This window comes from Rhodococcus pseudokoreensis, assembly GCF_017068395.1.
Lineage (GTDB): Bacteria > Actinomycetota > Actinomycetes > Mycobacteriales > Mycobacteriaceae > Rhodococcus_F > Rhodococcus_F pseudokoreensis.
In genome coordinates, this window is record NZ_CP070619.1 from 6,412,328 (window position 1) to 6,434,498 (window position 22,171).

At 68.5% G+C, this 22,171-nt stretch carries 20 protein-coding genes, 1 pseudogene and 1 riboswitch; of the genes and pseudogenes, 13 read left to right on the forward strand and 8 right to left on the reverse strand.

What is annotated here, in order from left to right; all coding sequences use genetic code 11:
- Nucleotides 1–28 precede the first annotated feature (28 nt).
- Complete coding sequence (gene fgd, locus JWS13_RS34370) at nt 29–1,036, forward strand: glucose-6-phosphate dehydrogenase (coenzyme-F420) (RefSeq protein WP_206009898.1); 1,008 nt, start codon at nt 29–31, stop codon at nt 1,034–1,036.
- A 71-nt stretch (nt 1,037–1,107) separates the two neighbouring features.
- Here the strand turns inward: fgd and JWS13_RS34375 are convergent, their stop codons facing one another.
- The gene (locus JWS13_RS34375) at nt 1,108–2,022 is read right to left on the reverse strand and encodes an AurF N-oxygenase family protein (protein WP_206009899.1); all 915 of its coding nucleotides are present in this window, start codon (nt 2,020–2,022) and stop codon (nt 1,108–1,110) included.
- 255 nt (nt 2,023–2,277) lie between these two features.
- On the opposite strand from JWS13_RS34375, the gene JWS13_RS34380 reads away from it, so the two are divergent.
- Nucleotides 2,278–2,544 (forward strand): hypothetical protein, encoded by a 267-nt coding sequence (locus JWS13_RS34380; protein ID WP_206009900.1) that lies wholly within the window; start codon nt 2,278–2,280, stop codon nt 2,542–2,544.
- Between the two features lies 1 nt (nt 2,545).
- Here JWS13_RS34380 and JWS13_RS34385 read toward each other — a convergent pair whose 3' ends face one another.
- Nucleotides 2,546–3,169, reverse strand: a complete 624-nt coding sequence (locus JWS13_RS34385) for a CatB-related O-acetyltransferase (protein WP_206011855.1) — start codon at nt 3,167–3,169, stop codon at nt 2,546–2,548.
- A gap of 187 nt (nt 3,170–3,356) precedes the next feature.
- On the opposite strand from JWS13_RS34385, the gene JWS13_RS34390 reads away from it, so the two are divergent.
- Nucleotides 3,357–4,679: an HNH endonuclease gene (locus JWS13_RS34390; protein WP_206009901.1), complete on the forward strand. Its 1,323-nt coding sequence runs from the start codon at nt 3,357–3,359 to the stop codon at nt 4,677–4,679.
- A gap of 32 nt (nt 4,680–4,711) precedes the next feature.
- Here the strand turns inward: JWS13_RS34390 and JWS13_RS34395 are convergent.
- Nucleotides 4,712–5,041 (reverse strand): annotated as a pseudogene (locus tag JWS13_RS34395) (nitroreductase/quinone reductase family protein); the annotation flags it as partial.
- 70 nt (nt 5,042–5,111) lie between these two features.
- Here JWS13_RS34395 and pta point away from each other — a divergent pair.
- Both pta and JWS13_RS34405 read left to right on the forward strand, forming a co-directional pair.
- Nucleotides 5,112–7,232 carry a phosphate acetyltransferase gene (pta, locus tag JWS13_RS34400; RefSeq protein ID WP_206009903.1) on the forward strand — a complete coding sequence of 707 codons (2,121 nt, stop codon included), beginning with the start codon at nt 5,112–5,114 and terminating at the stop codon, nt 7,230–7,232.
- The gene (locus tag JWS13_RS34405; protein WP_206009904.1) at nt 7,229–8,431 is read left to right on the forward strand and encodes an acetate kinase; all 1,203 of its coding nucleotides are present in this window, start codon (nt 7,229–7,231) and stop codon (nt 8,429–8,431) included. The genes pta and JWS13_RS34405 overlap by 4 nt, the downstream gene beginning before the upstream one ends.
- 3 nt (nt 8,432–8,434) lie before the next feature.
- Here the strand turns inward: JWS13_RS34405 and JWS13_RS34410 are convergent, their stop codons facing one another.
- The 3 genes from JWS13_RS34410 to JWS13_RS34420 are packed head-to-tail and all read right to left on the reverse strand — an operon-like array spanning nt 8,435 to nt 13,157.
- Nucleotides 8,435–10,795, reverse strand: coding sequence for a serine/threonine-protein kinase (locus JWS13_RS34410; RefSeq protein WP_206009905.1), 2,361 nt, complete (start codon nt 10,793–10,795; stop codon nt 8,435–8,437).
- Nucleotides 10,796–10,803: 8 nt separating this feature from the next.
- Nucleotides 10,804–11,778 (reverse strand): glutamate ABC transporter substrate-binding protein, encoded by a 975-nt coding sequence (locus tag JWS13_RS34415; protein WP_206009906.1) that lies wholly within the window; start codon nt 11,776–11,778, stop codon nt 10,804–10,806.
- On the reverse strand, nt 11,775–13,157 hold the full coding sequence (locus tag JWS13_RS34420) for a hypothetical protein (RefSeq protein ID WP_206009907.1): 1,383 nt from the start codon (nt 13,155–13,157) through the stop codon (nt 11,775–11,777). Before JWS13_RS34420 ends, JWS13_RS34415 begins: the two co-directional genes overlap by 4 nt.
- Nucleotides 13,158–13,280: 123 nt before the next feature.
- On the opposite strand from JWS13_RS34420, the gene JWS13_RS34425 reads away from it, so the two are divergent.
- Complete coding sequence (locus JWS13_RS34425; RefSeq protein WP_206009908.1) at nt 13,281–14,039, forward strand: NUDIX hydrolase; 759 nt, start codon at nt 13,281–13,283, stop codon at nt 14,037–14,039.
- On the opposite strand, the gene thiE is transcribed toward JWS13_RS34425, so the two are convergent.
- Complete coding sequence (thiE, locus tag JWS13_RS34430) at nt 14,040–14,738, reverse strand: thiamine phosphate synthase (RefSeq protein ID WP_072948505.1); 699 nt, start codon at nt 14,736–14,738, stop codon at nt 14,040–14,042.
- 24 nt (nt 14,739–14,762) lie between these two features.
- Nucleotides 14,763–14,875: riboswitch (TPP riboswitch) on the forward strand.
- Here thiE and thiO point away from each other — a divergent pair.
- From thiO to JWS13_RS34465, 7 genes are all read left to right on the forward strand, one after another.
- A complete protein-coding gene (thiO, locus tag JWS13_RS34435; protein WP_206009909.1) occupies nt 14,874–15,941 on the forward strand; it encodes a glycine oxidase ThiO in 1,068 nt (355 codons plus the stop codon). It overlaps the preceding riboswitch by 2 nt.
- Before the next feature lie 2 nt (nt 15,942–15,943).
- Nucleotides 15,944–16,168: a sulfur carrier protein ThiS gene (gene thiS / locus JWS13_RS34440; RefSeq protein ID WP_012689107.1), complete on the forward strand. Its 225-nt coding sequence runs from the start codon at nt 15,944–15,946 to the stop codon at nt 16,166–16,168.
- Nucleotides 16,161–16,928, forward strand: a complete 768-nt coding sequence (gene thiG / locus JWS13_RS34445) for a thiazole synthase (RefSeq protein WP_179220279.1) — start codon at nt 16,161–16,163, stop codon at nt 16,926–16,928. The genes thiS and thiG overlap by 8 nt, the downstream gene beginning before the upstream one ends.
- Nucleotides 16,929–17,041: 113 nt before the next feature.
- Complete coding sequence (locus JWS13_RS34450) at nt 17,042–17,983, forward strand: ABC transporter ATP-binding protein (RefSeq protein ID WP_005251715.1); 942 nt, start codon at nt 17,042–17,044, stop codon at nt 17,981–17,983.
- Nucleotides 17,983–18,777, forward strand: a complete 795-nt coding sequence (locus JWS13_RS34455; protein WP_124396016.1) for an ABC transporter permease — start codon at nt 17,983–17,985, stop codon at nt 18,775–18,777. The genes JWS13_RS34450 and JWS13_RS34455 overlap by 1 nt, the downstream gene beginning before the upstream one ends.
- 145 nt (nt 18,778–18,922) lie before the next feature.
- The gene (locus tag JWS13_RS34460; protein WP_206009910.1) at nt 18,923–20,377 is read left to right on the forward strand and encodes a M20/M25/M40 family metallo-hydrolase; all 1,455 of its coding nucleotides are present in this window, start codon (nt 18,923–18,925) and stop codon (nt 20,375–20,377) included.
- Nucleotides 20,378–20,429: 52 nt separating this feature from the next.
- A complete protein-coding gene (locus tag JWS13_RS34465) occupies nt 20,430–21,284 on the forward strand; it encodes an adenylate/guanylate cyclase domain-containing protein (protein ID WP_206009911.1) in 855 nt (284 codons plus the stop codon).
- 32 nt (nt 21,285–21,316) lie between these two features.
- Here JWS13_RS34465 and thiD read toward each other — a convergent pair whose 3' ends face one another.
- Nucleotides 21,317–22,162 (reverse strand): bifunctional hydroxymethylpyrimidine kinase/phosphomethylpyrimidine kinase, encoded by an 846-nt coding sequence (thiD, locus tag JWS13_RS34470; protein WP_124396018.1) that lies wholly within the window; start codon nt 22,160–22,162, stop codon nt 21,317–21,319.
- Nucleotides 22,163–22,171: the final 9 nt, after the last annotated feature.

Genomic DNA, 22,171 nt, shown 5'->3' on the forward strand with positions numbered 1-22,171 from the left:
ACCGGACGTGAAGACGAAGGAGTACACGGTGGCCCACGAACTCAAGCTCGGTTACAAGGCGTCCGCGGAGCAGTTCGGTCCGCGGGAGTTGGTGGAGCTGGGTGTCCTGGCGGAGCGGCACGGCATGGATTCGGCCACGGTGTCGGATCACTTCCAGCCGTGGCGGCACGAGGGCGGTCACGCACCGTTCTCGTTGGCGTGGATGACGGCGGTGGGGGAGCGGACGGAGCGGTTGCAGTTGGGGACGTCGGTGATGACGCCGACGTTCCGGTACAACCCGGCGGTGGTGGCGCAGGCGTTCGCGACGATGGGGTGTCTGTATCCGGGGCGGATCATGCTCGGTGTCGGTACCGGTGAGGCGCTGAACGAGATCGCGACCGGTTTTGCCGGGGAGTGGCCGGAGTTCAAGGAGCGGTTCGCGCGGTTGCGGGAGGCGGTGCGGTTGATGCGGGAACTCTGGCTGGGTGACCGCGTCGATTTCGAGGGTGACTATTTCTCCACGAAGGGGGCGTCGATCTACGACGTGCCCGAGGGCGGGATCCCGGTGTACATCGCCGCGGGGGGCCCGGTGGTGGCCCGGTACGCCGGGCGTAGCGGTGACGGGTTCATCTGCACGTCCGGCAAGGGCATGGAGTTGTACACGGAGAAGCTGATGCCGGCGGTCGCCGAGGGGGCTGCCAAGGCCGAGCGCGATGTCGCGGAGATCGACAAGATGATCGAGATCAAGATTTCCTACGACACGGATCCGGAGTTGGCGCTGGAGAACACGCGGTTCTGGGCGCCGTTGTCGTTGACGCCGGAGCAGAAGCATTCGATCGACGATCCGATCGAGATGGAGAAGGCGGCGGATGCGTTGCCGATCGAGCAGGTGGCGAAGCGGTGGATCGTGGCGTCGGATCCTGATGAGGCGGTGGCGCAGATCCGCCCGTACCTCGACGCCGGGTTGAACCACCTCGTCTTCCACGCGCCCGGGCACGATCAGAAGCGGTTCCTCGAACTCTTCGAGCGCGACCTCGCGCCCCGGCTGCGGGGGTAGGCGGCTCCGCCGCCCGTGCGTGGTTGACGAGTGCAGGGACTCGTCAACCACGCACGAGCGCGAAGCGCCCGTCAGAGCATGTTCACGCGCTTGTAGAGCCGCCGGGAAGGACCGCCCAGCAGATCGGCCTCGTCCAGGAACCTCATGAGCGGCTGCGAACTCTCCCGGATCTTCTCGGCCCGGAACCGGTTGTTCTTCGCCTCACGCACCGCGCGTTCGGTGTCGAGGCCGGCGGCCGCGTAGACGGCTGGGTTGATCATGCTGGAAACGATCAGGTTCGACGCGATCGCGATGCAGGCGCGGCTCGCGGCGCGGTGCACCCTGCTCATGCCCTCGGCCCGGCGCAGTGTCTCCTCCCGGGCGAAGCGCATGTGCCGGGCCTCCTCGACCACATGAATCTTGCTGGTGACGCGGACGATCGGCTGGACGCGTGTGTCCTTCATCCAGTCGCGCTGCATGACGTCGAGGATCTCCTCGGCGACGAGAATGCCGGCGTACGCGACCTCCCCCGACGCGAGCGCCTTGAATCCGCGACCCAGCGTGACCACCGACTTCCGCGGAACGTACGAGGGGCACCCGAACTTCTCGGCGGTGCGGGCGAACATCACGGAGTGCCTGCACTCGTCGGCCACCTCCGTCAGTGCGAACTGGAAGTGTGCCTGCGACGCGTCCTTGGCGTACATGTCCCGGATGACCATCTGCTGGAGAATCATCTCGAACCAGATGCCGGTGCCCATGATCGACGACACTTCGTGCTTCGTCAGCCTGATCTGCTGCTCGAACGTCATCTCGTCCCACATCGGCGTGCCGTACAGCGAGGACCACTCGGGAGTGAGGCCGTACAGGTCGTCGGGGATCGGCGCGTCCCAGTCCACCTCGACGGTCGGGTCGTACGACATGCGTGCGGAGGAATGGAGAAGCCGGGCGCCGGTGTCCTGGCGATCCGTGAGCTTCGGATTGCCGAGAGCGAGCGTCGAGCGTGCCATGAATGTCCTCCATGTCAGTGTGACCAACAGTTACATCTAATCGTGGACTGAAATCCTCTTTACGTCAATAGGTATGATGTACAAATTATGGACAACGCTAGCTGGGTTTCCGGGGCGTCAAGCCCTCGGTGATGATCCCCACAACTCCGACTCGAGGCTTGCTCAAAATTTGCCTATCGTCTGTAGTGAGTTCTCGGCAGCGGGCCCGGATGATCCCTTGCCCTGGCATCACCCGGCAGAAAGCGGAATGAACCCATGTCTGATCAGAAGAGTGCCGCGCAGCCCCAAAGTCCCGATGTCGCCGTCGGTGCTCGCGTTCGGGTCCGCCGAGACGCCGATGCTCCCGCGCCGGGCGTCGTGATCGAGGATTTCGCGGACCTGTCCCAATCGGAGGGGCTCCTCGGACGCGATTGGGCGCCCGTGCACCGCTGGGCCGTCGCCCTCGACGACGGGCGCCTCGTCTTCGCCGACGATGGCGAACTCGACCTCGACACCGAGTCGCCCAAGGCGGCGTGCGGCTGATTCAGTCGAGTCCGTCGGCGATCTCCTGAAGTTGCTCGACAGTGCCTGCGGCGATCGTTCGCACATGCTCGGTGACGACGGAGATCGGCCAGTCCCACCACGCGATCCGCACCAGCGCGGCGATGTCGGATTCCGAATAGCGGTCCTTGATGTGGACTGCCGGGTTTCCACCCACGACGGCGTAGTCCGGCACCGACCGCGTCACCACCGACCCGGTCGACACGATCGCGCCGTGCCCGATGTGCACGCCGGGCATGATCGTCGCGTTGCCCCCGATCCACACGTCGTTGCCGACTACGGTGTCGCCGCGCGACGGTAGATCCGCAATCAGATCGGCATGCTCGGCCCACGCGCCTCCCATGATCGGGAAGGGGAAGGTCGAGACGCCGCTCATCCGATGGTTCGCGCCGTTCATGATGAACGTCGTCCCCGTTGCGAACGCGCAGAACTTGCCGATGATCAACCGATCCGGGCCGTAGTGGTGCAGGACATTTCGCGTCTCGAACTCGTCCGCGAACTCGGGATCGTCGTAATAGCTGTACTCCCCGACCTCGATCAGCGGATTGTCGATCAGGGGTTTGAGCAGGACCACCCGGGGCTGACCCGAAACGGGGTGCAGTGTCATCGGATCCGGTGCGGCACTCGTAGGCAACTACTTCTCCATTCCTCGGCGCAGGCGTGCGCGACCTCCTGTATAGCGCCGTACGGCGCTGCGCTGCACGTGCTTTACGGCGGATTCGGCTATTGCCATGAGCCACGGATGGTTGCTAGAGTCGAACAAAGTTTCGAACAACCTCGGGGGAGGGCTGGTCGTGGGGGAAGTGGTGGCACCGGATCTGGAGGAGTTGCGGGCGTTCACGACGCGGTTGCGGTGTGTGGAGGCGTGTGGTGATGCCGGGTTGGGGATCGAGTGGCTCGACGCGGTGGAGTCGTTGAAGTCGGTGGGGTGTGCGGTGCAGGCGGTGGTCACCGATGATGTCGCCACCTGCATGCGGGAGGACCGCAAGGCCCGGGGGTTGCCGCGGGCGGAGTGGGACCGCGGCATCGCCTCGCAGATCGCGTTGGCGCGCAGGGAGTCCCCGAACCGTGGTGGCCGGCATCTGGGGTTCGCCCGGTCGGTGGTGCACGAGATGCCGCACACGTTGGCGTTGTTGCGGTCGGGCCGGTTGAACGAATGGCGTGCCACCCTGTTGGTGCGGGAGACGGCGTGTTTGTCGGCGGCGGATCGCGCGGTGGTGGACCACCGGTTGTGTTCGGACCCGGACGTTCTCGACGGCGTCGGCGACCGCGGCCTCGTGGCGAAGGCGAAGGCCCTCGCGGTGGAACCCGACGCCGCCGCGGTGGTGGCCCGGTACCGCAAGGCGGTGTCCGAGCGTCGGGTGACGACCCGGCCGGCACCGGATTCGATGGCGTATCTGAGTGTGCTGCTGCCCATGGAGCAGGCGGTGTGCCTGCAGGCCACACTCGGCCGGGACGCGGACAGTCTCATCGCCACCGGCGACAGTGGCGGCCGGACCCGGAATCAGTTGATGGCGGATCTGTTGTTCGACCGCGGCACCGGGGCCTCGGTCACCGATGGGGTGCCGGTGGCGGTGAATCTGGTGATCTCCGACGAGGCGTTGTTGGCGGGTGAGAACGAGGCGGCGGATGTGGCGGGATTCGGTCCGGTGCCGGCGGGGATCGCCCGGCAGCTGGTCGCGAATGCCCTGGATGGTGATACTGGAGTGACCTTGCGAAATGTGTACTCGTGTCCGTTGTCGGGGGCGTTGACGGCGATGGAGTCGCAGTCGCGGATGTTCCCGAAAGGCTTGCGGAAGTTGATCGATCTGCGGGACCGGACGTGCCGCACGCCGTGGTGTGATGCGCCGATCCGCCATCACGACCACATTCTGTCGCGCCGCAACAAGGGTGCCACGACGGCCCAGAACGGGGCGGGTTTGTGCGCGGCGTGCAATTACGCGAAGGAAGGCGACGGCTGGACCGCTCGCCCCGTCAGGCGGCACGGCCGTACTCATCTCTTCGACCTCGGCACCCCGACCGGGCATCACTACCGGTCCGCGGCGCCGCGGCTGCCGTCCGCGGCGCGACGGTCGGAAATCGAGGCCATCCTCATCGCACATCTGCGAGCGTCATGAACTCGAATCGGGTCTCCGCCGCGCGAAACGTCTCACGAAGCGGTGAGGGCGAACACCCGCATCGTGCGGTTCGTTCGGTGCTCGTAGACGCCGTAGACGCGCACCATCTCGTCGAATTCGCGATAGATCCGCGTCCGCTCCGGTTCCACGAGCAGGGTTGCGGTGACGGAGATGTCCTTCCCGCCGATGGTGACCTTCGCGTCCGGCTGGGCGAGGAGGTTCGCCGACCACGCAGGGTGGTGATCCTGCCCGAAGTTGCTGCCCACGACGAAGATCTGCTGCCCTTCGCGGTAGTACAGGAGCGGGCTCGTCCGCGGCGCGCCCGACTTCCGACCCGTGGTGGTCAGCAGGACCAGGGCGATTCGGCCATACGCCATCTGACCGCCGGGCGGGAGCGGTGTCAATCACCCGGAGTCGGCGTCCGGATACGCTATGGCCATGGCTGCGCCCGCGACACCTTCGCCCGTGAATCCACCTGCACGTCCTCAGCCGTCGAGTATCTTCATCGCCTCACCGGAGGGGGACACCGGAAAGTCCACCATCGCGCTGGGTGTCCTGCAGATGCTGTGTGCGTCGGCGGCGAGGGTGGGTGTGTTCCGTCCCATCGCTCGGTCGACGGAGGAGACCGATTACATCCTCGAATTGCTCCTCGAGCACACGACGGCCGACCTCGGGTACGACGAGTCGCTGGGGGTCACGTATGAGCATGTCCACGCCGACCCTGAGGGTGCGCTCAGCGAGATCGTCGCCCGGTATCACCAGGTGGCGGCGCAGTGCGATGCCGTGGTGGTGATCGGCAGCGACTACACCGACGTGGCCAGCCCGAGCGAACTCGGCTACAACGCCAGGATCGCCGTGAACCTGGGTGCGCCGGTGCTGCTCGCCGTGAAGGGAGTCCGGCGCACCCCCGAGGAGGTGGCGCAACTCGCCCAACTCGCCATCGGTGAACTGACCGCCCACCACGCGCACCTGCTGGCCGTGGTCGCCAACCGATGCAACCCCGACGAACTCGACGCCGTCACCGACGCGCTGGCGTCCACCGGTGTGCCCGCGTGGAGCCTGCCCGAGATCCCGCTGCTGGTCGCACCGACCATGGCCGAGCTTCTCGAGTCGATCGACGGCAGCCTGTTCAGCGGCGACCCCGAGTTACTGCACCGCGAAGCGCTGCGGGTGCTGGTCGGCGGGATGACGGCCGAGCACATTCTCGAACGGCTGACGGAGGGCACGGTGGTGATCGCCCCGGCCGACCGGTCCGACGTGCTGCTGGCGATGGTGAATGCGCATGAGGCCGAGGGGTTCCCGTCGCTGGCCGGCATCATCATGAACGGTGGGCTGGTGCCGCACCCGGCGATCGCGAAGCTGATGGCCGGCCTGAGGCCGCGGTTGCCGATCCTCACCACCGACCTGGGCACGTTCGACACGGCCAGTGCGGCCGCGCAGACCCGTGGCCGGGTGGCGGTCGGCTCGCAGCGCAAGATCGACACCGCCCTGAGTGTCATGGAACTCCGGGTGGACGCGCCGACACTGCTGGAGCGGTTGAAGCTGCCCATCCCGTCGGTGGTGACTCCGCAGATGTTCGAGTACCAGCTGATCGACCGCGCGCGCCGGGACCGCAAGCACGTCGTGCTCCCGGAGGGCGCCGATGACCGCATTCTGCGGGCGGCGGGGAGGCTGCTGCAACGGCAGGTGGCGCAGCTGACCATTCTCGGCGACGAGGTGCAGGTGCGTCGCCGCGCGGCGGAACTCGGTGTCGACCTCGCGGAAGCTCAGGTCCTCGACCCGCGGACGTCCGAACATGCCGGTCCGTTCGCGGAGGAGTACGCGCGGCTCCGCGCCCACAAGGGCATGAGTGTGGACCGCGCCCGCGAGGTGATGACCGACATCTCGTATTTCGGAACCATGATGGTGCACTTGGGAATTGCGGACGGCATGGTCTCCGGCGCCGCGCACACCACGGCGCACACCATCCGGCCGTCGTTCGAGATCATCAAGACGCAACCGGGTGTGTCGACCGTGTCGAGTGTGTTCCTGATGTGCCTGTCCGACCGGGTGCTCGCGTACGGCGACTGCGCGGTGGTGCCCGACCCCACGGCCGAACAGCTGGCCGACATCGCGATCTCCTCGGCGCAGACGTCGTCCCAGTTCGGCATCGATCCGCGCATCGCGATGCTGTCGTATTCGACCGGCGACTCCGGCAGCGGCGCGGACGTCGACAAGGTGCGTTCCGCGACCAAACTGGTCCGCGAGCGCAGGCCGGACCTGTTGGTGGAAGGCCCCATTCAGTACGACGCCGCCATCGAGCAGAGCGTGGCCGACAAGAAGATGCCCGGTTCGGAGGTGGCGGGCAAGGCGACGGTCTTCATCTTCCCCGACCTCAATACCGGCAACAACACGTACAAGGCGGTGCAGCGCAGTGCCGGTGCGATAGCGGTCGGGCCGGTGTTGCAGGGGCTCGCCAAACCCGTCAACGACCTGTCGCGAGGCGCGTTGGTCGAGGACATCGTGAACACCGTGGCCATCACGGCGATCCAGGCACAGGGAGCAGAGCAGTGAGCGAAGGCAGCGAAGGTTCCGTCCTGGTGGTCAATTCCGGTTCGTCGTCGATCAAGTTCCAGCTGATCCACCCGGACACCGGGAAGTCGTCGGCGTCCGGGCTCATCGAGCGGATCGGGGAACCCGAGGGGCGCATCGTGTACCACCACCGCACCGGGCTGGCGGAGCGTCACGTCCACATCGCCGACCACCGCGCGGGGTTGAAGATGGTGTCGGACATCGTCGCCGAGGTGGGTCGCCCGCTGAGGGAGGCGGGGATCGTCGCGGTCGGACACCGCATCGTCCACGGCGGCGACGTCTTCTACGAACCCACGATCGTCGATGACGCCGTGGTGCAGGCCATATCGGACCTCTCGACCCTTGCGCCGCTGCACAATCCGGCGAACGTCATCGGTATCGAGGTGGCCCGGGAGGAGTTGCCGGACATCCCGCACGTCGCAGTGTTCGACACCGCGTTCTTCCACACCCTGCCTGCGGAGGCGTCGACGTATGCGATCGACCGGAACGTCGCGCAGGACCACGCCATCCGGCGGTACGGCTTCCACGGCACCTCGCATCAGTACGTGTCGGGGCGGGCGGCCGAGTTCCTCGGCCGGGACCTGTCGGAGCTGAATCAGATTGTGCTGCACCTCGGGAACGGCGCGTCGGCGTCCGCGATCCGCGGGGGACTGGCCGTCGACACGAGCATGGGCCTGACTCCGCTCGAGGGACTTGTCATGGGCACGCGGTCCGGCGACGTCGATCCCGGAGTGATCCTGCACCTGCATCGCAGCGGCATGGGCGTCGATCAGATCGACGACTTGTTGAACCGCCATTCCGGACTCAAGGGGCTGTCCGGGGTCAACGACTTCCGGGCGCTGCTGGCACTCGTCGGCGAGGGCGACGAGGACGCGGCGCTGGCCTACGACGTGTACGTGCACCGGCTCCGCAAGTACATCGGCGCCTACCTGGTGGAACTGGGTGGCGTGGACGTCATCACGTTCACCGGGGGAGTCGGCGAGAACAACGTCGACATCCGCCGCGACAGTCTGGCGGGGCTGGGCCGGCTCGGCATCGTCGTCGACGACGACCGCAACCGCGCGGGTTCCCGGGACGCCCGCCGCATCTCGGCGGACGAGTCCGACGTCCAGGTGCTGGTCGTGCCGACCAACGAGGAGTTGGCGATCGCCCGTGCGGCGGTGCAACTGATCGGGGCCTGAGCGTTACAGCAGGCTCCTGGGCCTGATGGCGTTGGCGAGGTCCACCAGCGTGTACCGGTGGGTGCGTTCGGGGGCGTTGCGGGCCAGCGCGCGCAGACCGGCCTCGGCGCCCGTGCGCAGTCCCCGTTCGGTGAACGGCACACCCAGGATCTGCTCGAGTTCCGTCTCCGACGTGTGACCGGCACGCATCCAGTCCAGCGCCGTGCCCAGTACGAGCGTGCGCATCTGCAGCGCCCGGCTCTCCTCGGGTGCGAGCGCGGTGACGCGGAGCGCCGCCTCGCGCAGCGCCACCTCGTCGATTTCCTCGATCGGCCTGCCGGACAGCAGCATCAGCACACTCGTCATCCGGGCCATGGTGAAGTGCCGGGACGTCGCGGGAACCTGATCGAGGGCGGCGATGGCGCCGGGCAGATCACCGCGTTCGGTGAGTTGCCGGGCCAGCCCGAATGCGGCACTCACGAGGCTGTGGTCGGTGCGCCACACCGTCCGGTAGTACGTCTCGGCGAACGTCCGCCACCGGTGTGAATCGGAGCTTTCGCAGTGCTGCAGAATCAGTTCGGCGGTGGCCGCCAGCGCGAGTTTGGGAGCCGTCTCACCGGGCATCGCCTGCAGCACGGACTCGAACCGGGAAAACGCCGTCTCGTGCTCGCCGTCGATCAGAGTCGCGAGTCCGGCGTACCAGTCGACGCGCCAGTTCCCGCCCATCTCTGCCTCCACGTCGCCGAGAAGTGTGGTGGCGGTGGCGGCGTCCCCGAGGTCGAGGTGCGCCTTGATCTCGGCGAGGGTCAGTTCCCGGGAGAACGACACGCCCAGGTCGTCGACGACCCGCTCGATCCCGTTCTCACGGGCGTGCCGAATGGAATCCAGGGTCTGCTGCGGTTCGCTGTGCACCGCGGCCGCCAGGAGTTGGGCGTTGGGATCGGCCGGATCGATCAGCGGCACCGCCAGCGCCTGCGCCACCGACAGCGGGTCGAGATTCCTGTCCCGTTCGATGCCGTCGACGTACACGTCCGTCTGCTCGACCGCATCGTCCGTGCCGAAAGTCGTTCGCTGCTTGCTGAACACGGTCGACAGCCCGGGATGCTCCTCGCCGGTCTGCTGCGCGAGTACCTCGCGGAGTACGGCGGTGAGCTGACCGGACATCTCCTCGGCGGACGCGAAACGCCTGCTCGGATCGGGGTCGGTGGCGCGCAACAGGAGTCGATGGAAGAACTCGTATTCCGCGAGCACAGGCGCCTGCTCGGGGGACGGGATCCCGTCGAGGTACCGGCCCTTCTCGGACGGCATGTCGAGCGTCAGCACCGCTAGTGTGCGCCCCACCGTGTAGATGTCGGAGGCCACGGTCGGGCCGGTCCTGACGATCTCCGGCGCCTGATACCCGGGCGTGCCGTACAGGTACCCGTAGTCCTCGATGCCGGCGACGGCGCCGAGGTCGATCAGCTTCAGGGCGTCCTCGGTGACCATCACGTTGTCCGGTTTGAGGTCGTTGTACACCAGACCGGTGGAGTGCAGATAGGCCAGTGCGGGAAGGATTTCGAGCACGTACGCGATGGCCTGCTCGACCGGCATGCGCTCGGGCCGGGTGTGCGTCGACAGGACGTCGCGCAGTGAATGACCGCCCACGTACTCCATGACGATGTAGCCCATCGGGGTGCCGTCCGCCCGGGGATGCTCCACGAAGTTGAAGATCTTCACGATGCTCGGGTGCGCCACCTCCGCGAGGAACTGACGTTCGGCCACCGCCACGGCCTGAGCCTCGGCGTCGCCGAAGTGCAGCAGCCCCTTGAGGACGACCCACCGGTCACTGACGTTGCGGTCGATGGCCAGGTAGATCCAGCCGAGGCCGCCGTGCGCGATGCAGCCCTGCACCTCGTACTGGCCGCCGATGAGGTCGTTCGGGTCGAGGAGCGGCCGGAAGTCGAAAGTCGCTCCGCACGAGGGGCACAGACCGAACTCGGAGGCCTCGGACGTGGGGCCGCTGCGGCCGACCGGTTTGTTGCACTTCCAGCAGAAGCGCTTGGCCTCGGGGACCTTCGGGTCGGTCATCACCGCCGACGCCGGGTCGAGTGTCTTGACGACCGGAACCTCGACGAGTCCGCCGCCGAGACGCAGGCGCTGCCCGGACCGGGTGCGCGGTGAGCGCGTCGAGCGACCGGTACCGGACGCACCGGACGGCCGGGACGTCGGCGAAGCAGCCTGGGTGACCGGCCCCTCGTCCAGTTCTTCCCGAACCGCTGCCTGCGTGGCCTCGTCCAGTTCGTCCCGGACCGCGGCTTGCGTGGCCTGGTCCAGTTCTTCCCGGACGGCGGCCTGGGTGGCGAGGTCCGGGTCGGTGGACTCGGGGTTCTTCGAATGTTGCGGCATGCGTCCCCTCAGTCCTGGTACACGGCGGACGGCGGGGCGGGGGACGGGCCCAGCACCGACAGCCACCGGTCGTACATTCTGGTCCAGGTTCCGTCGCCGCGGATCCGTTCGAGTGTGCGGTTGACGAACCGCACGAGGTCCTCGTTCGTCTTGGTGATGCCGATGCCGTACGGTTCGGCGCCCATGCTGTCCCCGACGATCTCGAGGTACGGGTCCTGGGACGCCAGGCCGGCGAGGATCGTGTCGTCGGTGGTCACCGCGTCGACCTGCCGCTGCTGCAGGACCACCAGGCAATCCGACCACATGGGGACGGTGAGGATCTCGGCGGTCGGCGCGACCTTCTGCAACCGGGTCAGCGACGTCGTGCCGCGGACGACGCAGACCCGTTTTCCGTCCAGGTCGGCGGCGCTGCGGATCGGGGAGCCCTTCACGACCAGAACTCGCTGCTGCGCCGCGAAGTACTCGGAGGAGAACGCCACCCGTTCCTTGCGGTCGCAGGTGATGGTCATCGTCTTCGCGACGATGTCGACCATCGACTCCTGCAGCGCCTTCTCACGATTCGCCGACGTGAGGATGCGGTAGTCGAGCCGGTTCGGGTCGCCGAACAGGTCCCGCGAGATTTCCCGGGCGACGTCGACGTCGAAGCCCTCGATGGCGCCGGTCGCGGGATCGCGGAAACTCATCAGGTTGCTGCCCGTGTCGAGTCCGACGACGAGACGTCCGCGCGCGCGGATGGCGTCGACCGTCGGCATCGGCGTGTCGGTGTCGGGGAACGGGCGCAGGCTCGCGGTGGGATCGCCGCAGTCCTTCTCGGGAGTAGGCGGGGCGGCGCTGGTCTCGGGGGCCGGTGCCGCGGCCGCGGGAAGCGGGGGTTCGGTGTAGGACATGCTCGGCGATCCGACGTGCTCCGGGGCGGCCTCGGCGCACCCGCCGATCAGCAACGTGGTCGCCAGCAGCACCAGCGCGATCCGGTGCCGCCTCACTGGTATTCCCTCAACCGGGGCCACAATCCGATGATAATTCCGCAGAGCGCGACGAGTGTGAGGACGAGGGCGCCGGAGCCGAGTGCGGTCAGTACCCGGGCCGCGGATTCGACGTTCGACCTCAGATGGTCGCGGGCGGTCCCGATGCCGTCGGTGAGCGCGTCGTCGACGGCATCGAACTGGGCCGCGGAATCCGCGGGTCCCGGCCCGATCGCGACCGTTGCCGCCGAGACGAAGTCGCCCTTCGCGAGAATCTCGTTCATGCGATCGTGCGCCGACGACCAGTTGTTCCAGGCCTCCTCGGCCCGCGCCACCTCGTCGTGGCCGACCGCGCGGTCGCCGTCGTGCGGGTAGCCCGACAGCAGGGTGTCGAGTTGACCGGACTTGTCCTCGAAGACGGCGTCGTAGTCGCCGTTCGAATCCCGGCGGACCAGTTTGAGTGTCTCCTCGGTGCGCGCCTGCTGCGCCAGGATGCGCGCCGCGGTCAACTCGTGCATCGGGCGGGCACCCTGGGTCAGCGCGCGCTTCGTGTCGAGGGAGGAGACCACCCCGGCGACCAGCATCCACACCAGGAGGATCGCGGTGCACGACGACGCCAGGATCAACCCGAGATTGAACGTGCGCCTGCTGAGCCGCGCGAGGACGACCTGCGCGACGAGCAGCGCGACGAGCGCGACGAGGACCAGGATCAGCGCCGTCCACGGCGGACGGGAGTAGTCCCGCTGGATGTCCGCCACGTCCGCTTCCTGCCGGGCGTGCAACTCCTGGGCCTTCGGCAGCATGCTCGTCTGCATCAGCGCCGACGCCTCGCTGAGGTAGGCCGCGCCCACGGGATGACCGGTGCGGTTGTTGGCCCGCGCCGTCTCGACGAGACCGGAGTAGACGCTGAGGTCGGTGGAGATGGAGGCGAGCAGGCGCCTGCTGTCCACGTCGCCGGCGGCGAGCCCGCCGGACGCGTACACGAGGTCGGAGGAGGCAGTGCCGAGCGCCTGCGCGTACGTGTCCCGGAGTTCGGGGGGTTCGAGACCGCCGGAGATGAACGCCGTCGTCGCCGCGGCGTCCGCCACCGACAGGGCGCTGTAGAGGTTCTGCGCTGAGAACGACAGCGGTTCGGTCTCGGCGAGGACGCTGTCGAGGGTGGCCTCCCTGCTGTTCACCGACGACGCGGCCACGAGACCGGCGGTCAGGGTGAACAGCACCAGGAGCGTGCCGAGGGCGGTGAGCTTGGCTGGGGTTGACGCCAGGAATGCGCGAAGTTCCTTACGACGTGCGACGGCGGGGTCGACGTCGTCGTCCGCGGCGGCAGACAGGGCGCGGCTGCCGTGGGGTTCGATCGACGGCGCCTCACGCAGAACCACCTCGCACCCCTCCCGTGTCACGGCCGCACCTTGTGGGGAGCATATAAGCAGGAGTCGGTGACTGGGGATATCGGGCACTTCCGGCAGAAACCGTTAGTGTGAGGGAACTGCAGGGAGACCCATCAGGTCGGACAGGGGTAGTCGATGCGTGGTGACGGTGACGGCTGGGCGACCGGGCCGGACGGCAGTCGTCATTGGGGCAAGCACGGTGCGGCCGGGTTGTTGCTGCGTGCGCCGCTCCCGGACGAGACGCCGGCCGTGCTGCTACAGCACCGTGCGGCCTGGAGCCACCAGGGCGGGACGTGGGCGCTGCCCGGCGGTGCCCGGGACAGCCACGAGACCACCACCCACGCCGCGGTGCGCGAGGCGCACGAGGAAGCCGGCATCGAGAGCGCGGCGATCCGCGTCCGCACCGAGGTCGTCACCATGAAAGCCGCCAGCGGCTGGAGCTACACCACGGTGATCGCCGACGCCGAGCGCCCGCTGCCCACCGTCGCGAACGGTGAGAGCACCGAACTGCGCTGGGTGCGGGAAACGGACGTCGCCGGGCTGCCACTGCACCCCGGATTCGAAGCGGGGTGGCCGCAACTACGCACCACCGAGGTGCGACTGCTGCTCGACCGGCACGACGTCCTGGGGGAGCGCGGCGCGCCGGCGCAGCTGTCGAGGGCACTGCCCCGCACCGTGCACCTGCCGGACGGCACCTACGGGTGGCTGCCGCGGGTCGAGGTGCTCGAGGCACTGGACACGGTCGGTCGCCTCGCCGAACCGGCAGGTCACGGCACCACACTGGGAACGGTGACCGCGGTCGTCACCACCGACCCCCACCTGATCGAACAGCTGCCCGCCACCGTCGTGATCCTGCCGCCCGCCACGGTGCACGACTGGCTCGCGCAGGCGTAACTACGCGTTCTGCTGCAGCAGGGCGGACAGTGAGCGCGCGGCGGCCTGCGGGTCGCGGGCCTCGGTGATGGCCCGCACGACGACGATGCGGTCGGCGCCCGCGGCGAGGATCTCCGGAACCCGGGACTCGTCGATGCCGCCGATCGCGAACCACGGGCGGTTCGGTGCGGAGTCGGCGGTCGAGCGCACCAGGTCGATGCCCGACGCGGTCCGCCCGGGCTTGGTGGGCGTCGCCCACACCGGTCCGGTGCAGAAGTAGTCGACGCCGTCCTCGATCGCCGCGAGGCTGGCCTGTGCGCGGCTGTGCGTGGACCGGCCGATCAGGACGTCCGAACCCACCACGGTCCGCGCGTAGGGGACGGGCAGGTCGCCCTGACCGAGGTGCAGGACGTCGGCGCCGGCGGCCAGCGCCATGTCGGCCCGGTCGTTGACGGCGAGCAGCGCCCCGTGCCGCCTGGCCGCGGCCGCGAGCACCGACAGTGCCGCCAGTTCGTCCCTGGCGTCCATCGTGCCGAACTTCTTCTCACCGGCCGAGCCCTTGTCGCGGAGCTGGATGATGTCGACGCCGCCGGACAGCGCGGCCTCGGCGAACTGCGCCAGGTCGCCCTTCTCGCGCCGAGCATCGGTGCACAGGTACAAACGTGCTGTTCCGAGGCGGCGCCGACGGTCCGTGAGGTTGCTGTGATGCGAGGTGGTCACGGCATGACGGTAGCCTCTACGGTGAAAGTGCAACACGGGAGTCCCGGGGAACGTGGGGCTGAGAGGGGCTCACGCCGAGCCCGACCGTCATACCTGACCCGGATCATGCCGGCGCAGGAAGTGAGGTGGAGTTCAATGGCGAGATCGGTATCCGTCGTCGGAGGCGGAGTGATCGGCCTGTCGATTGCGTGGCGAGCAGCCCGCAACGGCTGGTCGGTGAAGCTGTACGACCCGTCGATCGGTTCGGGAGCGTCCTGGGTGGCGGGCGGCATGCTCGCCCCGTTGTCCGAGGGCTGGCCCGGTGAGGAGAGCGTCCTCGAACTGGGGAGCGCGTCGCTCGACCGGTGGCCCGAGTTCGGGAAGGAACTGGAGGCCGGGGCCGGCGTCGACCTGTTCACGTCGGAGAGTTCGCTCACCGTCGCGCTGGACGGCGCCGACGCCGAAGACCTCCGGACCATCGCCGAGTGGGTGGGGGCGCAGGGCCGGGATCTGCAGATCCTGAATCGCGCCGAAGTCCGCGCGCTCGAGCCGATGCTGGGTCGCGGAGTCCGGTTGGGGCTCTTGGCCGTCGACGAACTGGCCGTCGACAACAGGCTGCTCCTGCAGGCGTTGCAGAAGTGCGCCGTCGACGCCGGGGTGGAGCTGATCGGTGAGGCCGTGCGCAGTCTCGACGGCCTCGGCACGGACCAGATCGTCGTCACCGCGGGCGTCGCGTCACCGGCACTGTGGCCGGGACTTCCGGTGCGCCCGGTGAAGGGCGAGATCCTGCGGTTGCGGGCCCGTCCCGGGGTGACACCCGCGCCGGGCCGGACCATCCGCGGCAGCGTCCACGGCAGGCCCGCGTACCTGGTGCCGCGTGCCGACGGCATCGTCGTCGGCGCCACCCAGTACGAATCGGGCAACGACACGCAGGTCACGGTGGCCGGTGTGCGGGATCTGATCGCGGATGCGGAGGCTTTGATGCCCGCCATCGGCGAGTACGAACTGCGGGAGATCTCGGCGGGTCTGCGTCCGATGACCCCGGACAACCTGCCGCTGATCGGCCGGGTGTCCGATCGGGTCGTGGTGGCGACGGGACACGGCCGCAACGGCATTCTGCTCACCCCGGTGACCGCCGACGCGACGGTGGCATTGTTGGAGGGCTCGGCACTGGTCGAGGCGAAGGCCGCCGACCCCGAACGGTTCGAGAAAGTAGCGAGGTAGAGATGAGTGAGCAGCAAGTAGTGGTGCCGATCGGCATCAGCGTCAACGGCGAGGATCACGAGTTCACGGAACCGTTGACCGTCACCGGGCTGCTGGAGGCGCTGAACCTGCCGACCAAGGGCATCGCGGTGGCCGTGAACGGCGCCGTGTTCCCCCGCGCCCGGTGGGACGAGCTCGTGGTCCGGGGCTGGGAGATCGAGATCCTGACGGCGGTGCAGGGTGGCTGACACGACGCCCGGCGTGCAGAAGGGCCTCACGATCGCGGGCCGCACGTTCGGTTCACGGTTGATCATGGGCACCGGCGGCGCCGCCAACCTGACGGTGCTCGAAGAGGCGCTCGTCGCGTCCGGCACCGAGCTGACCACGGTCGCGATGCGCCGCGTCGACGCCGTCGGCGGCACCGGGGTGCTGGATCTGCTGCGCCGGCTCGACATCGCGCCGCTGCCCAACACCGCGGGCTGTCGCGGGGCGGCGGAGGCGGTGCTGACGGCGCAACTTGCCCGGGAGGCGCTCGAAACCGACTGGGTGAAGCTCGAGGTCATCGCCGACGAACGCACCCTCATGCCCGACGCCATCGAGTTGGTCAGCGCCGCCGAGCAACTGGTCGACGACGGGTTCGTCGTCCTGCCGTACACCACCGACGACCCGGTGCTGGCCCGCAGGCTCGAGGACGTCGGCTGCGTGGCCGTGATGCCGCTGGGTTCGCCGATCGGCACCGGGCTCGGTATCGCGAACCCGCACAACATCGAGATGATCGTGGACGGTGCCGGGGTACCGGTCATCCTCGACGCCGGCATCGGGACCGCCAGCGACGCGACCCTCGCGATGGAACTCGGCTGCGACGCCGTCCTGCTGGCCACCGCGGTGACCAGGGCGAAGGATCCGGCGCTCATGGCGTCGGCGATGCGCGGGGCCGTGGTGGCGGGATACGAGGCACGTCACGCCGGCCGCATCCCCAAGCGGTTCTGGGCGCAGGCGTCGTCGTAGATCTCGGGGTCGCGTCGGGGTCTGGTTCAGGGTCCGACCGGTACCAGGGGACGAGTCGGGAGTAGACCTGCGGCCGATGCGCGCCGGCCGCAGGTTCCGGCATCCTTCTCATCATGATTGAAGTGAGGGGACTGACAAAGACCTTCGGTGCGACGAAGGCGGTGGACAACCTGACGTTCAACGTGAAGCCGGGTATGGTCACCGGCTTCCTCGGCCCGAACGGTGCAGGCAAATCGACGACGATGCGCATGATCCTCGGGCTGGACCGCCCCACGGCGGGCAGCGCGCTGATCGACGGCAAACCGTACAGCGACCTGGTGCAGCCGCTGCGGACGGTGGGGGCCCTGCTCGACGCGAAATGGGTGCACCCCAACCGCTCGGCCCGCGCCCACCTGCAGTGGATGGCGGCGTCCAACTCGCTGCCGAAGAGCCGCGTCGACGAGGTGCTGCACCTCGTCGGGCTCACCGAGGTGGCGGGGAAGAAGGCCGGCGGGTTCTCGCTCGGCATGTCCCAGCGACTGGGCCTGGCCGCCACCCTGCTCGGCGACCCGAAGGTGCTGCTGTTCGACGAGCCGGTGAACGGGCTCGACCCGGAGGGCATCGTCTGGATCCGGAAGTTCATGCAGCGCCTCGCCGCCGAGGGCCGCACCGTGCTGGTGTCGAGCCACCTGCTGTCCGAGATGGCGCTCACCGCAGAACATCTGGTGGTCATCGGCCGCGGCCGGCTGATCGCCGACACCACCGTGTCCGAGTTCGTCAGCAAGTCCTCGGAATCGACGGTGCGCGTGCGGAGCCCACAGTTGGACGCGCTGCGCAGCGCGCTCACGTCCAACGGGCTCACCGTGCGCGAGGACGGATCCGACGGGCAGCAGGCGCTCGTCGTGGTGGATTCGTCGACGGACGTCGTCGGCGGGATCGCCGGTTCGCAGGGCATCGTCCTGCACGAGTTGGCATCTCAGCGCGGATCGCTGGAAGACGCCTTCATGAAGTTGACCGGAGACGACGTGCAGTACCACGCAGAGGGCGTCGAAGATGTGATGAGGGGTGCACTGTAATGGCTGTTCTCAATGCCGAACGGATCAAGATCACGTCGACGAGGTCGCCGTGGTGGTGCACGGTCATCATCATCGTGCTGGGACTCGGCCTCGCCGCAGTCATCGGGCTCAGCGCGAAGGCCAGCATCAACTCCTTCAACAACCAGATCGCGGACGGTAGGCAACCCGATTTCGATCCGTTCCTGCCGCAGATGGCGGACGCCGTGGGCGGTGTGTCCGGATTCGGCGTGCTGGTCCTGATGATCCTCGCCGCGCTCGCCGTGACCAGCGAATACCGGTTCGGGGTCATCCGCACCACGTTCCAGGCCATCCCGAACCGGGCGTCCGTCCTGATCGCGAAGGCAGGCCTGATCGGCGCGTTCGGCGCCGTGCTGACGTTCGTCCTCACGTTCGGCGCGTACGCCATCGCGAAGGCGACGGCAGGCGACGAGGCGGGAGCGGCACTCACCCTGACCGGTGCGGACGCGTGGCGGTCGATCTACGGCGTCCCGATCTACGCGTTCCTGTGCGTGGTTCTCGCCGTCGGAGTCGGCACCCTGCTGCGTCAGTCCGCGGGCGCGATCGCCCTGCTGCTGCTGTGGCCGCTGCTGATCGAGAGCCTGTTCAACCTGTTCGGCTCGTTCGGCCAGAAGATCATGCCGTTCCTGCCGTTCCTCAACGCCAACAATTTCCTGGGGGCGCCGCAGGGAGTCGATTTCCACTGGGGCCCGTGGGGCAGCCTCGTGTACTTTGCGGTGTTCGTGTTCGTGATCTTCGGGGCCGGACTGGTGGTCGTCAACAAGCGCGACGCCTGACACCCGATACAGTGTTCTCGCCCTGCTTCTCCGCCAGGTGATCGTCGGGAGACCTGGCTGAGGGTGACGGTGGGGCGGGAGCCTGTGGGCCGGTGCGAAATCCATTCGCGCCGGCCCACAGGTGCTTCTGCGTTAGGCTCCCGACATGCGACTACGGGGAGTTTTCACAGTCGGAGTGGCCGGTGCGATGGTCCTGGCCGGGTGTTCGTCGACGAGTGAACCCGATTCGCCGCCGGTCGACGCGAGCGCTCTCGCGGCCTCGGTCACCGAGAGTGGTGTGGTGGGGCACCTCGAGCAACTGCAGACGATCGCCGAGAGCAACGACGGCAACCGCGCGGCCGGAACCTCCGGCTACGACGCGAGCGTCGACTACGTCGCACAGACATTGGAAGACAAGGGCTTCGACGTCCAGACCCCGGAATTCGAATTCCACAAGTTCGACGTGAACACGGAGGCCCTGCGGTCCGGCGACCGTGACTTCGACGTCCGGGCGCTGTCGTATTCGCCGTCCACCGGTCCGCAGGGGCTCACCGCCCGCCTGGTGCCCGCTCGCAAGGACGACAGTCCGGGGTGCGAGGTCACCGATTACGACGGCCTCGACGTGACGGGGGCGATCGTCCTCGTGAACCGGGGGGTGTGTCCGTTCGCGGCCAAGCAGCAGGTGGCGTCCGAGCGCGGCGCCGCAGGCGTGATCGTCGTCAACAACGAGGACGGACCGATGAGCGGCGGCACCCTCGGCGACCCGGACGTGGGCAAGGTCCCCACGGGCGGGGTGAGCAAGGCGGACGGCGCCGCGCTCGAACAGGCGGGGGGCGACGTCACGCTCACGCTCGACACCACCACCGAGTCGAGCACCGCGCGCAACGTCATCGCGCAGACGAAGACCGGCTCGACGGACGACGTCGTGATGGTCGGTGCCCACCTGGACAGCGTCCCCGACGGCCCCGGCATCAACGACAACGGCACCGGCGTCGCCGCGACCCTCGAAACGGCTGTGCAACTCGGCGGTTCGCCCGACGTCGACAACGCCGTGCGCTTCGCGTTCTGGGGCGCCGAGGAATTGGGTCTGCTCGGGTCGGAGGCCTATGTCGACAGCCTCAGCGAGGAGCAGCGGAACGACATCGCGCTGTACCTGAACTTCGACATGCTCGGTTCCGAGAACGCCGGCTACCTGGCCTACGACGGCGACAACTCCGACAACGTCGGCGAGGGCCCCGGACCCGAGGGTTCCGCGGGCATCGAGCGCACGTTCACCGAGTTCCTCCAGGGCAACGGCGTCGCCGCGGACGGCACGGACTTCGACGGCCGCTCCGACTACGGCCCGTTCATCGAGCACGGCATCCCGTCGGGCGGGGTATTCAGCGGCGCCGACGAGACGAAGACCCCCGAGCAGGCGCAGAAGTGGGGTGGCACCCCGGGTGTCGTGTACGACAAGAACTACCACAGCGCGACCGATACCCTCGAGAACGTGGACCGGGCCGCGCTCGCCAAGAATGCCGCCGCGGTCGCGTATGCCGTCGGGGTGTACGCGGAGTCGCTCACGGGGCCGAACGGAGTCCCCATCGGTGCGGACCGGGAGAAGGCGCGGGCCACCGAGTGATGTCCGATTTGTCACGCGTTTGTGCATGTGACGCTGAGTTACTCTTACTCCCGTGAGCGACGACCCCGCCGAAGAGAACAGTGCCGAGCCGGGCGCTGCGCAGACACCGAAACGGGGCGACAAGGTGCTGGGCTGGGTGGGGTCGGTGAACCGGCAGCCGCAGCTGATCGAAGGGCTACGGAAGGTTCGTCGCGCGCTCCCCGGTGATCCCGCGTTCGGCGATCCACTGTCCACGGCGGGCCCCGGAAGCGCCCGGGCCATCGCCCGCGTCGCCGACCGCTTCCTCGACCACCAGCCGGGCGCGTCCCGCGAGATGAGCCTCGGCGCGCTGCAGGTGTGGCAGGCACTGCTCGAGCGCACCGGACGCGGGCGGGGAACGCAGGAGGTGACCATCGTGTTCACCGACCTCGTCGGATTCTCCAGTTGGTCACTGCCCGCCGGCGACGGCGCCACGCTCGCCCTGCTGCGCGACGTCGCCCGAGCCGTCGAGACCCCGATCGTCGACCGGGGCGGGCACGTGGTGAAACGACTGGGCGACGGTGTGATGGCCGTCTTCTCCAGCCCGGACCGCGCGATCGACGCCGTCTTCGCCGCACAGGAAGCGCTCGCGGAGGTCGAGGTGGACGGCTACCGCCCCCGCATGCGCGTCGGCATCCATACCGGTTCGCCCCGGCAGATCGGCAGCGACTGGCTCGGTGTCGACGTGACCGTCGCGGCCCGCATGATGGAACTGGGCGGCGACGGCAACGTGATGGCGTCGTCCGCCACGCTGTCGAGCCTGCAGCCGGGCACCCTCGACGAACTGGGGGTCGGGGTCAAGCCGTGGCGGCGCGCCTTCTTTGCCCCCGCCCCCAGCGGAGTGCCCTCCGACCTCGGTATCTGGCGGTTGCGGCTCCGCCGCCCGTGAGTACTTGTTAACCGCCGGACGTTAACAAGTACTCACGGGTGCCGCAGGCGCCACAGCGGGGAGACGGGGCCGTGACCGGCGCCCAGGTCGTACGACGCCTCCAGGCACTTGGTGACCCACTCCTTGCCGAACGCCACCGCGTCGGGCACGGACCACCCGTGGGCGAGCGCGCTCGCGATGGCGGCCGCGAGGGTGTCGCCGCCGCCGTGGTCGTTGCCGGTGTCGATCCGGGGACTGCTGAACTCGAGGAACCGGTCGCCGTCGAACAGCAGATCGGTGCTCGACGCCGACGTCCGGAGATGCCCGCCCTTCACGATCGACCACTGCGCGCCGAGCGCGTGCAGCGCCTCCGCGGCCCGGCGCGCGGTCGCGTCGTCGATCACCTCGATGCCGGTGATCAACCGGATCTCGTCGAGGTTCGGGGTGACCACCGTGGCGATCGGGATCAGCGTGTTCCGCACGGCGTCCAGCGCCTCGGCGTGCAGGAGCGGATCGCCGTGCATGGACGCGCACACCGGGTCGACGACCAGCGGGACCGGCTGGTCCCGGCCGATCCCGACCTCGGTGCACACGGCGGCGACGGCCTCGATGATGGCCGTCGACGCGAGCATCCCCGTCTTCGCTGCCCCGACCCCGATGTCGTCGACGACGCACCGCACCTGCGCGGCCACCGTCTCCGGCGGAATCTCGTGGAAACCGCTGACGCCCACCGAGTTCTGCACCGTGACCGCGGCGACCGCGACGCATGCGTGGACGCCGCACAGCGCCATCGTCCGCGAGTCCGCCTGGATTCCGGCGCCACCGCCGGAATCGGTGCCGGCGATGGTGAGGACGCGGACGGGGGTCTGGCCGTCAGGGGTCAGGGGCAGCAGCTTCACGAAGGGGAC

Coding starts and splice junctions, on each gene's coding strand:
- JWS13_RS34375 (WP_206009899.1), bottom strand. CDS start 2,022: ATGGCACGCTCGACGCTCGCTCTCGGCAATCCGAAGCTCACGGATCGC.
- JWS13_RS34380 (WP_206009900.1), top strand. CDS start 2,278: ATGTCTGATCAGAAGAGTGCCGCGCAGCCCCAAAGTCCCGATGTCGCC.
- JWS13_RS34385 (WP_206011855.1), bottom strand. CDS start 3,169: ATGACACTGCACCCCGTTTCGGGTCAGCCCCGGGTGGTCCTGCTCAAA.
- pta (WP_206009903.1), top strand. CDS start 5,112: ATGGCCATGGCTGCGCCCGCGACACCTTCGCCCGTGAATCCACCTGCA.
- JWS13_RS34410 (WP_206009905.1), bottom strand. CDS start 10,795: ATGCCGCAACATTCGAAGAACCCCGAGTCCACCGACCCGGACCTCGCC.
- JWS13_RS34425 (WP_206009908.1), top strand. CDS start 13,281: ATGCGTGGTGACGGTGACGGCTGGGCGACCGGGCCGGACGGCAGTCGT.
- thiO (WP_206009909.1), top strand. CDS start 14,874: ATGGCGAGATCGGTATCCGTCGTCGGAGGCGGAGTGATCGGCCTGTCG.
- thiS (WP_012689107.1), top strand. CDS start 15,944: ATGAGTGAGCAGCAAGTAGTGGTGCCGATCGGCATCAGCGTCAACGGC.
- JWS13_RS34450 (WP_005251715.1), top strand. CDS start 17,042: ATGATTGAAGTGAGGGGACTGACAAAGACCTTCGGTGCGACGAAGGCG.
- JWS13_RS34455 (WP_124396016.1), top strand. CDS start 17,983: ATGGCTGTTCTCAATGCCGAACGGATCAAGATCACGTCGACGAGGTCG.
- JWS13_RS34460 (WP_206009910.1), top strand. CDS start 18,923: ATGCGACTACGGGGAGTTTTCACAGTCGGAGTGGCCGGTGCGATGGTC.